The sequence below is a fragment of the Maridesulfovibrio ferrireducens genome, assembly GCF_016342405.1.
Classification (GTDB): Bacteria; Desulfobacterota; Desulfovibrionia; order Desulfovibrionales; family Desulfovibrionaceae; genus Maridesulfovibrio; species Maridesulfovibrio ferrireducens_A.
Map to the genome: position 1 here is coordinate 1 of NZ_JAEINN010000037.1, position 10,893 is coordinate 10,893.

The 10,893-nt window shown below is 43.4% G+C and carries 6 protein-coding genes; 5 read left to right on the forward strand and 1 reads right to left on the reverse strand.

The features are described from left to right. The coding region (locus tag JEY82_RS19125; protein WP_304088789.1) for a tyrosine-type recombinase/integrase at window positions 1-454 on the forward strand (454 nt) is incomplete at its 5' end. A gap of 75 nt (window positions 455-529) precedes the next feature. Here JEY82_RS19125 and JEY82_RS19130 read toward each other — a convergent pair. Further along, window positions 530-1,456, reverse strand: coding sequence for a hypothetical protein (locus JEY82_RS19130; RefSeq protein WP_304088792.1), 927 nt, complete (start codon window positions 1,454-1,456; stop codon window positions 530-532). 791 nt (window positions 1,457-2,247) lie between these two features. Here JEY82_RS19130 and JEY82_RS19135 point away from each other — a divergent pair. The 4 genes from JEY82_RS19135 to JEY82_RS19150 all read left to right on the forward strand — a co-directional run bounded on the left by JEY82_RS19135 (window position 2,248) and on the right by JEY82_RS19150 (window position 10,266). After that, complete coding sequence (locus JEY82_RS19135) at window positions 2,248-3,111, forward strand: potassium channel family protein (protein WP_304088795.1); 864 nt, start codon at window positions 2,248-2,250, stop codon at window positions 3,109-3,111. Between the two features lie 770 nt (window positions 3,112-3,881). Beyond that, entirely contained in the window at window positions 3,882-5,102 is a 1,221-nt protein-coding gene (locus JEY82_RS19140; protein ID WP_304088798.1) for an ABC transporter substrate-binding protein, read from the forward strand. A 122-nt stretch (window positions 5,103-5,224) separates the two neighbouring features. Further along, window positions 5,225-9,334: a response regulator gene (locus JEY82_RS19145; RefSeq protein ID WP_304088800.1), complete on the forward strand. Its 4,110-nt coding sequence runs from the start codon at window positions 5,225-5,227 to the stop codon at window positions 9,332-9,334. A gap of 2 nt (window positions 9,335-9,336) precedes the next feature. Beyond that, window positions 9,337-10,266, forward strand: coding sequence for a diguanylate cyclase (locus JEY82_RS19150; protein WP_304088803.1), 930 nt, complete (start codon window positions 9,337-9,339; stop codon window positions 10,264-10,266). The last annotated feature ends 627 nt before the right edge of the window (window positions 10,267-10,893 follow it).

A 10,893-nucleotide genomic window follows, 5' to 3' on the forward strand; every position in this document is an offset into this window, starting at 1 on the left:
TATATGTCAAAGAACAAGGGCTAAGCTTATATCATCAGGACTTCTTTTAAAAGATGGAGCCTATGTGACGCTTACAAATAAATGTGTCCGAGTATTTGCAACCAAAACAAAAACTTGGCGCAGCATACCTGTTCGACCTGAATTTCTGGAACACCTTCGTGAAATGAAAGAAAAAGCAACTACGGAACACCTAGTAGAATTCAAAGGAAAGCCGGTTAAGAGCATCCATAAAGGATTCAGAAATGCTTGCAGAAGAGCGGGAATCTCAGATGAAATAATCTCCTACGACATTCGTCATCTGTTCTGCACGTCGATGCTTTCTCAGCGGGCATCACCTAACGCAGTTGCACGTCTTATGGGACACGCTAGTACAAAAATGACCTTGGACCGGTATGGACATGTAATGGCTGGAGATGAAGAACGTGCTGTAGAATTGCTGCCGAGGGTGGGATAACTGCTTACTGAAATAGATTGATTGAGAAAAGGGACGTCAGAGATGGCGTCCCTTTTTAAGTGGCTTAAAGGACAGCTAAATTTTTGTTTTAAACACAATTTCAAGAATATCATAACCATGAATATTTTCAATAACATTTAAAGCAGCTAAAGCATTCTCATGCACAAATTTATGCTTTGTCATTAGCTCGATTTCTTCTTCTGTAAAAGGTGCAGGTATTCGTGCTCTATTTGTTTGACGAGAAAGATTTTGGGCACAGACAAAACCCACACAAAAAATCATTTTTTCATAACGAGCATATTCATCAATTTCTGAGCACCATTTAGATTGCAGGTGATCAACAACCCAATCATTAAAAATATTCACTTTATCAATATATTCTTGAAATATGGTTTTTACATCCATTTCTTCACAACGATTGATAAAAGTTCGGGCCCTAGCATTCCACTTTTTAAATTGCAACAATCTATCTTTCTTTAAAAGAAAATTACGTATATTTGGGCCGCCTTCGAGACCATACTTATACTGCCAATCTGCAAGCAAAAAACATCTATGAACAGAATAGTTACGCAAACTAAAAACAAAATCAGAAACATGTGAGCCATCTAAAACTTCAAGCAAACTCGCATTGAACTCATCTTTATCTGCATATTTATCTTTTATAACATTTTGAAGATCTCTAAGTGCAGATGCTGAACTTGCAGTCGAAAAAACCGCCTTGCTAACATTGAATCTAATTTTTTCAAAATCAGTACCGACATCATTCCAGGTTGGAGTATATTCTGTTTGCTCAAATTTACCGATCTCAATCATGAGATCATCCACACAACTTTTTAATAATGCGTGAGTCCTTTTGAGATCATATATAGCTTCTAATACCTTGAAACCTTGCAAGTCTCTAATTACAGATTTTGTAGAGGAATAGGAAGCCAGAAAACTATTTGAAATACTTTTCAAGCACCAAGGTTGGTCGCCCAAATTTTGTAAAATTTTATTTTTCATTGCATAGTCAGCCCAAAAATTAATTTTAATTTAACCGGATACCCTACTCACTATAGGCATAGTACCGAATAGGCTAAATAGCTATATATAAAGGCCAGCCCCATTGTCGACGCTCCCCCCCAACTCACCACAGCAAATGTTGGGCTCTGAAAGTAGCGCCACTATCTCCGTCAAGCAAGCACAGACCTTCCAGATATCAAAGTCAATCTGCCAGCAATATAATAACGTGACCGTAGCTTTTCCAATCACCTTGTTCAAGCACATGATAAAATTTGCCGTTACAATAAAAGAGTCAAGTGAAGAGGGAGTCTCCTCCTTGAAGGTATGTCGATTCATTCAGACAATAAAAATTAAAACCCCTTTTTTGGGCCACATTGCCCACATTCCCATATTTCATATAGAGGGAGGGGTTATAAATTTCCCCCTATTCTTATTGCTACTTCTACAACTTCTTTTCTTTACTCTTCATATACTAAAAATATCTATTCATAGAACGGCGAAAACAACAATAATGATGAATGAAAACGCTGCATGTCTGCACGTCCATGCTTCCCCAGCGGGCGGCTCCGAACGCAATTTCCAGCCTCATGAGACCTGCGAGTAAAAAATGACCTTGGACCAGTACGGGCATGTTATGCCCGTTGACGAAGGGCGTGCTGTTGAGTTGCTGCCGGAACTGGGGTAGCTGGTTAGGTTGAAACAGATTGATTGAGGGTGAGTCCAGTCCTGTTGTGAGGCTGGCAGTAAGAAAAATAATATAATCGGATAAAACACGTACAGGACAAAAACAGATGAATATTCTAAAAATATGGAAATGGCATCACCGCGATATTGGTTTTCTTTATATATTCTTAATTTGTTTTTTTGCAGGACTATACTACATTAATAACTCTACCTTTAATCAAGAAATGAGTGTTCTTAATGCGTTTTACATGAGTGCTATAACAATCACTACATTAGGATATGGGGACATAAAACCTACATGTACCTTGTCCAAAATTTTAACTTCAACGGAATCCTTGCTTGGAGTTATCCTAATCGGCTTTTTCCTAAATTCTCTTTCTGCATGGCAAGCCCAAAAAGTTCAAAAAAACGAAAAAGAACTCCAAGACCAGCAATACAATAAGAAAGTACAGGCAAAATTAAATGGCTACTATATCCAATTGGCAAAATTATGGAACATGCACAAAAAAAATATATTGAAATTAAGCAACAAAGACTTGACCAAGGCATACACATACAATGAAGAATTTCAATATTCGGATATGGAAAACATGTTCTGTAAAGACATAGACCCTCTATTATATTCTGACGCTCCTATTGTTTACAACTACTATATGTCAAGAGATCGTTTATTAAGAAAGATGGAAGAACTTTGTGTAGGTGTAGACATGACCCTCTATGCTAAAACGAAAGAAACTTGTGGAAAAATTATTGACACATATAACCTTGATTCTAAAGAATTTATCTTATCTCGTTCAGAAAAAGAGGCGTTAGAGATAGAAAAGATACTAGCAGAAGACTCTAAATCGTATGGTATAAAGGGATTAGACCAAATCAGAGAACACTTAGCAATAAACAATTTACAAAATGAAATTAAACAGCAACACCAGTTATTCGAGGAATTGTTAGAAAATATAAAATTATCTTTGTAGTAATACAATACCCACTATCGAGTGCCGCCCCCAGCTCACCACAGCAAATGTTGACGCCCGGTTGACCGATAGGTTCACCAAACGAAAAAAAGACCATTCAGTATTTACTACTAAACGGTCCTTTTTATTGGAAATTTTAATGGTGGAGCTGAAGAGAATTGAACTCTTGGCCTCTTGAATGCCATTCTTGTGGATGGCAAACACCGAAGTAATCATAAATAATAAAAATAAATGGACTTATTCGTCACCAAGCATTTTCGAACTCATTGCAACATAGTGTGCATGAGGCGCGGTATATCAATAGCTTTGCAGGGCATCGAAAGCTGAGCGGACACATAGCGGACACGAAACCAATCGCAGCTTATAGCTTAAGCCGCTAAATCAGAATAAAAGAAAAATAAACTCGTACAATCAAAATGGTGCCGAAGAGAATACTCGGAATCATCTGGAATTTGGTGTTGAGGCAAAGGGTTGATTAGAGCTTCAACGAAGCTGCTGAGAGGTGATAAGCCTTGATCAGACCATGAAGAGCGTGGAGACCTGTTCATTGGAACAGAAGCTGATCCACTTCGTTGGACCACTGAACGGCATTTTTAAGGTGGGCAGTTTAATAAGCTACGTTGTCTTTCGGGGCTAAACCGCGACAAGGCTCATTCCTCTGTCGAATGATTTGAATGACAAAATTGAAACAAGACTTCTCCTTTCTTTGTTGTCTTGGTACAGTGCTATTTATGTGGTTTTCAAATTACTAAATATTTAGGGTGTGACTAATGCCTGCTAAAAAAGAAGTGTTCATAAAGCCAATTTGGGGATTAGCCCTCCTGCTATTTTTTGCTTTCTCTACTTTTCCAAACAGCATTGCCAGTGCCGCCGAAGTTGACAAGCCGCTTGTTATCGGACTCGATGCAGACATGTCTTCAGCCTCTGCAATGGCAGGGCAATCCATACAGCGTGGTGCCCTCATTGCCATACATGAGATAAACGGCCAGGGCGGAGTGCTGGGCAGACCTCTGACTCTTGAGACTCGTGACCATAGAGGAAGTCCCATACGAGGTAAGGACAATGTTGAGGAGCTTGTAAAAACACCTGACCTGGTAGCAATACTCGGTGGCCTTCACACTCCTGTCGCATTGGAAGTGCTCCCAATAATTAATGAAAATCACGTCCCATTTTTGATCCCTTGGGCCGCAGGAACTCCGATCATCGACAACGGGCACTCCCCAAACTATGTCTTTCGGGTGTCGGTTCGTGACGCCTTTGCTGGCAAATTCCTTATCGACACAGCCTTGGACGCTGGATACCGACGTCCTGGCTTACTATTAGAAAATACAGGTTGGGGCCGGTCCAACCTCAAAGCTATGACGGAAGCCGCGGTGGCGCATGGCTTGCAGCCTCCTCCCGTCCAGTGGTTCAACTGGGGAGTCAAGGACCTGACTGAGGGAATATTCGCATTGAAGGAGTCCGAAGCAGATGTAATCCTCTTGGTTGCTAACCCGCCAGAAGGTTTGGTTCTTGTTGATTCCATGGTTACCATGTCGTCAGAGTCACGGCTTCCAATCATTTCTCATTGGGGAATAACCGGTGGAAATTTTCAGCATTTGGCTGGAAGTAAACTGACAAAGGTCGAGCTAAGTTTTCTGCAAACATTCAATTTCACGAATCCTCCGTTCCCCAAGCGGGCGGAAAAGCTGTTTTCAAATTATAAGCAACTCTTTCCTGAATATGAAAAAGCGCAAGATATCCCCGCCGCGCCGGGATTGGTCCACGCATACGACCTTGTTTATCTCTTGGCTAAAGCCATCACTAAGGCGAACAGTACAGATACGGCTGCAATTCGAGATGCCTTGGAAGAGGTCGAACACTATTCCGGAATAATGGCTGATTACAATCCGCCTTTCACCAAGAAGAGACATGACGCCCTTGGTCCAGAAAGCTTTCATATGTACCGATATGACCAACACGGTAACATTATACCTTCCTCCAATCAGTAAATAGAATTATGATTAAATCTCGGCCTTTTAGCATATTCCTCTTGCTGCGTCTCATCCCACCTATGGTACTGGCATTCCTTGTCGTTACTTGGTTCGGATATCTTCAAACCAAGCAGCACTTCATGGATTCAAGCCACCAGCGGTTGGAAGCGGTGGCAGAAAGAGTCCACGAGCTTTCCACTGAGCGCCTACAGGCAGTCTTCGTCCAGGCAACTGCTTTGGCTACAAATAATTTCATTCAAGGTAGCTTGATTGACTCTAAACAAAGACGCGAATCGCTACCTCTGTTCTTTCAATCTTTGACTGTAACCAATCCAGGCAGTCAGGAGATCGGGACAATTGCATTGCTTGACTACAAAGGAAGGGTACTGGGAGCCAATAGAGTCCTCTCAAACACTTCAATCGGGTCGGATTGGCTGCATGCATCCGGACTGGAGTGGCTATTATCGCCAGAAGGTAGCAAGGAATTCTCGCTTATTGATAAAACCGGCATACACATTTTTCGAGCGGTTTATATTCATGGAATGAAAGAGGGCGCTATTGCAATCCACCTTAGCTTCGATGAGCTTGTAACCCTGCTCGACTTTGGTCATCTGAAAGATGACATCATCATCACTGTTCATGAGGGTCTCTCAATCGGAGAAATACACTCTCCTCAAGCAAAGGAGAACGTTCTTGTTGGAACGTATAGATCCAACACTTCCGACTTGATCCTAAAAGTGGCTGCAATTGGTGATCTTACAGAGGCGACCAGCACCTTGCGCACAGGTTTTTTCACTCATATCGGTGAAATGCTGGCGATACTTCTCATACTGGCAGTTGTTGTATTTTTAGCAATGCAAAAAGGTACCGCTCCTCTGAGATCCCTTTCTAATTCCATTCACGAAATTGTCGGATACGGAGATCTGACCATACGCTTGTCTCCTGATGGGCCTACTGAAATCCAAGAGTTATCTCAGGGTATTAATGAAACCCTCGAGCGGCTTTCCCAAAGCACTCGGTCTGTGGATGAATTGAATGTCGCTAGCGAGAATCAGCAAATTCTGCTCGACAATATACAAATACAAGTGTGGTACTTGAAGGATATTCACACATACGGAGTTGTCAACGAAGCTCATGCATCCTTTTTAGGTATGATGAAAGAGGACATCGAGTTTAGGAACTTGTACGTCATCTACCCGGAAGAACTTGCTGATGCTCTTTGTAGAGAGCGCACGAACAGTATTAGCAGCGGCCGGAGAGTCGTCAGTGAAGAATGGATACCCAACGGGACTGGCCAAAAACGCTTGCTTTCCATCGCACGAACTCCAAAAATCAATAAAGATGGGGAGGTTGACTATATAGTCTGTACCGCTGAGGATATTACCGACCGCCATATAGCTTTAAAGGAAATCAGAGATAGCGAGGAGCGCTTCAAAGCCCTTCATGACGCCTCTTTGGGGGGGATAGCTATTCACGACAATGGAATAATTATTGAATGTAACCAAGCCCTTACGGATATAACCGGATACACATACAAAGAACTCGTCGGGATGGATTCGATGCATTTGCTCGCAGAATGTTCTCATGAAGTGGCCTACAATAACATGAGGTCGAATTATGGTTCTCCGTATGAACTCATAGGTGTTCGTAAGAACAGAGAGGAATTCCCTCTTATGGCTGTCGGCAAAAACATCCCCTACAAGGGTAAAAATGCCAGAGTTGTCGAAGTCAGGGACATCACAGCGCAGAAGGAAGTCGAGAAAGATCTGAAAAAACAAAAGGAGCGTTTCGAGAACATTCTTGAAGGCACGAATGTCGGAACTTGGGAGTGGAACGTCCAAACCGGGGAAACCATCTTCAATGAACGATGGGCAGAAATTATCGGGTATACTCTTGAGGAACTCTCCCCCACTTCAATCGAAACATGGATGATGCATGCCAACCCTGATGATTTGGAAAAATCAGGAAAGGACCTAGAAGCACACTTTAGTGGTAGGGAGAACTTCTATCATACAGAATGTCGTATGAAGCATAAGGACGGGCGTTGGGTTTGGGTTCTTGCTAGAGGAAAGGTTATTTCTTGGGACGAAGATGGCTCACCTGTCTGGATGTTCGGGACACATCAGGAAATTACAGGAGAAAAATTAGCAGAGGAAAAGCTCCATCATTATGCAATGGAAATGGAAGAAAAGACCCTTGAGCTTGATGCAGCGTTGCTTGAAGCAGAAGCTGCAACCAAAGCCAAAGGGGATTTCCTGGCAAATATGAGTCACGAAATCCGTACTCCCATGAATGGCGTTATAGGTATGGCCAGCCTACTGTTGGACACAGGTCTTACAGGAGAGCAGCGGAGATATACTGAAGCAACTCTGGCAAGCGCAGAATCCCTGCTGACTCTGATTAACGATATCCTTGACTTCTCAAAGATTGAGGCTGGTAAGCTCAGTCTGGAGACGATCGATTTCAACCTGGAATTAGTATTGGAAGACATTGTCGAGATGAGAGCATTCAGTGCTCATGAAAAGGGATTGGAATTGATCTGCTTAATCGACCCGAGTGTTCCAGTTATGGTACAAGGCGATCCATTAAGGCTCGGCCAGATACTTAACAATTTGATTGGGAATGCCATTAAATTTACTGCCACAGGAGAAGTTGCTGTCTACGTGTCCCCTCTCAGGGTCAGCGAAGCGGACTGTGAACTGGTTTTCTCCGTTAGGGATACGGGTATTGGAATCCCCAATGACAGGCTTGAGGTGCTTTTTGAAGAATTCTCCCAAGCTGACACCTCGACTACGAGAGAGTTCGGCGGGAGTGGTTTAGGGCTCTCCATATCTAAAGAACTCACTGAGTTGATGGGAGGCGAGATTGGCGTTGAAAGCGAGCTAGGCCAAGGATCAGAGTTTTGGTTTTCCATCAAATTACCGATGCAACCGCAACAGACCAGCCCCGCTCTCAGTCAAATGACTGCCTCCTTGCGAGACAAGCGTGTACTGATTGTTGATGACAATGCTACGAATTGTGAAGTGATATCAACGCGTATGTCCCAATGGGGCATGCACAGCCAGGTGGTTCACAATGGGTTGGATGCCCTTCAGGCGCTCAATGATGCCCAGGCCAAAGATACTCCCTTTGAGCTCGCCGTCATAGACATGCAGATGCCCAAAATGGATGGAGGAGAGCTCGGACAAAAAATTAAAGCGACTCCAAGACTTGCAGAGACCAAGCTGATCATGCTGACCTCTGTTGGGAAGAGAGGCGATACACAGCACTTTGAAGGGCTGGGATTTGCTGGTTATGCCACAAAGCCAATACGCAATAACGACCTGCTGCGAATCCTGTGCGATGTATGTTCTTCTTCCGAATTGACAGAGCATGCATCAATTACCACTCGCCATTCGGCTCGGGGCAAACAACCCTTTCCAAGCCTGGAAGGCCGCATATTGTTGGTTGAAGACAACCCAACCAACCAGCTTGTTGCCAACGGAATTTTACAGAAATTCAATTTGCAGGCAGATACTGCAAAAGATGGTCAAGAGGCAATTAATATCCTTGAATCAAAGGAGTACGATCTTGTGCTCATGGACATTCAAATGCCAACTATGGATGGATACGAAGCGACCAAAACTATTCGAGATGTGCAATCAAAAGTTCTTAACCATGATGTCCCCATCATAGCAATGACGGCCCATGCTATGTCTAGTGATCGAGATAAGTGTTTGGAAGTTGGCATGAATGACTACATGTCCAAGCCAATAATTCCTCAAGTACTCTATGATAAAATCAAGGAATTTTTAACACAGGAAGAGAGCGTCCAGGGAGCGATTTCAAATGAATATCAGCAGTCCCCTATGCAGGGCGAGGCCGGACCACTCCTTTTTGATAAGCAATCCCTGATTGACCGTTTAGGGGATGATCATTTGATACAAGTGGTTCTTACCTCATATATTAATGACATACCAAGTCAGATATCCCTCCTCAGGAAGCAGGTCGCCGCTGGCAATACCTCTGATGTTGAAATGCAGGCCCACACTCTCAAAGGAGCATCTCGGCAAGTGGAGGCACAGGTTTTGGGAGATATTGCTTACAATTTAGAGATACAGGCCACAACAGGAAAACTGTCCTCGGTCGAAGGTTATATAATTGAAATCGAAAGGCAGTTTGGTTTATTTTTGGCAGTAATGCAGAAAGAATACCCAGGAATTGACTTGGGTGATAATGAGTATATTCCCTCCCTTAACCCAGAGGACTGATTATGCGAATACTTATCGCAGAAGACGACGTGACATCCAGAGCTGTTCTAGAGGGCATCTTGACCCAGTTGGGACACGAAGTGGTGACGACGGTTAACGGTGTCGAGGCCCTTGAAATTCTCCAGCAGCCAGATTCTCCCATGTTAGCAATTCTCGACTGGATGATGCCGGAACTGAGTGGCGTTGAAGTCATCCAGGAAGTCCGTTCAATACCAACTGACAGCCCGCCATTTCTTATCCTTCTCACCGCCAAGGATAAGAAGACGGATGTTGTTGACGGTCTGAATGTCGGAGCAAATGATTATTTGGTCAAGCCGTATGACAAGGGTGAGCTCATTGCGCGAATAGGTGTTGGCAAGCGTATGATCGATCTACAAGCAGCTCTCGTGGAAAGTCAAAAAGATCTTGCGCACCAAGCCACCCACGACCCATTGACTGGTGCTATGAATCGAAGGGCGATAATGGCCAGTTTGGAGAAAGACTTGGAAAGAACCTTACGTGAAGATTCAGTCTTGGGCATTGGACTTTTGGACATCGACCATTTCAAAGCTGTAAATGATACTTACGGTCACCAAACCGGGGATGATGTATTGTGCGAACTTGTACGAACTATTAACTCCGGTCTGCGAAAATATGACTCCCTTGGGAGAATTGGTGGAGAAGAATTTGTCGTGGTCATGCCAGGCAAAGTGGGAGCAGATAGCGTATCTCAATTTGAAAGACTACGATCTTCGATCCAAAAAACCAAGATGAAAACCAGAACAGGTGATCTTGCCATAACAGTAAGCGTAGGTGTTGTATGTGCCCCACCGGGCGCCAGTATAGATGATTTGTTAGCAATGGCAGATGAAGCTCTCTACCAAGCTAAAGCTGGTGGGCGGAATCGTGTCACACTTGCAGAGTCAAGTTTGCATGAAGACGCGGTGCCTTGAGACGCCCCGAAGCCGATCTTCTTTCTCCATATGCTTGAAACGAAGGGCACAGGTATGCATACACGATAAAGTGATGACTGAAGCAGAAATAACTCTGTCAAAACTTGCTTAAGCATTTTCGGCGTCGTATGCTGGAGTATATCCAAGTGATACTTTAGTAACAAGAAGGAGGTAAAACGCAATTCAGGCGTGTTCATAAGTTTTGACGATAGTCTAAACTGATGAACGCATAAAATGGCACTAACATGCCGAAACATCTAAAACTTCCTTGCCGTTCATTTCCAAACGGCAGACTTTCACATCCAAACGCTAGGCTGAAACACAGCACCCGTCATCGGACAAATGGTATGTACCTATAAACATGCCATTGCCCCAATTCCCCCATGGTCATCATTGTATACGCAGGACGAACGAGCCTGCGTGATGACACCCCCTATTAAATGGATTCCTTGAATTTCTCATTCAGTGGGAAACGGACATTGATTTGTAAGCGTCACATAGGCTCCATCTACTCATAATTTTTGAAATCCTGCATACTCACTCATCAGCTTAAAAGGAGTGTTTATGTCTAAAAAAAATGGAAGCAGAGCGAGCAAGGAAAAGTATTGGCGGGAACAAGTGAACAGC

Coding starts and splice junctions, on each gene's coding strand:
- JEY82_RS19130 (WP_304088792.1), bottom strand. CDS start 1,456: ATGAAAAATAAAATTTTACAAAATTTGGGCGACCAACCTTGGTGCTTG.
- JEY82_RS19135 (WP_304088795.1), top strand. CDS start 2,248: ATGAATATTCTAAAAATATGGAAATGGCATCACCGCGATATTGGTTTT.
- JEY82_RS19140 (WP_304088798.1), top strand. CDS start 3,882: ATGCCTGCTAAAAAAGAAGTGTTCATAAAGCCAATTTGGGGATTAGCC.
- JEY82_RS19145 (WP_304088800.1), top strand. CDS start 5,225: ATGGATTCAAGCCACCAGCGGTTGGAAGCGGTGGCAGAAAGAGTCCAC.
- JEY82_RS19150 (WP_304088803.1), top strand. CDS start 9,337: ATGCGAATACTTATCGCAGAAGACGACGTGACATCCAGAGCTGTTCTA.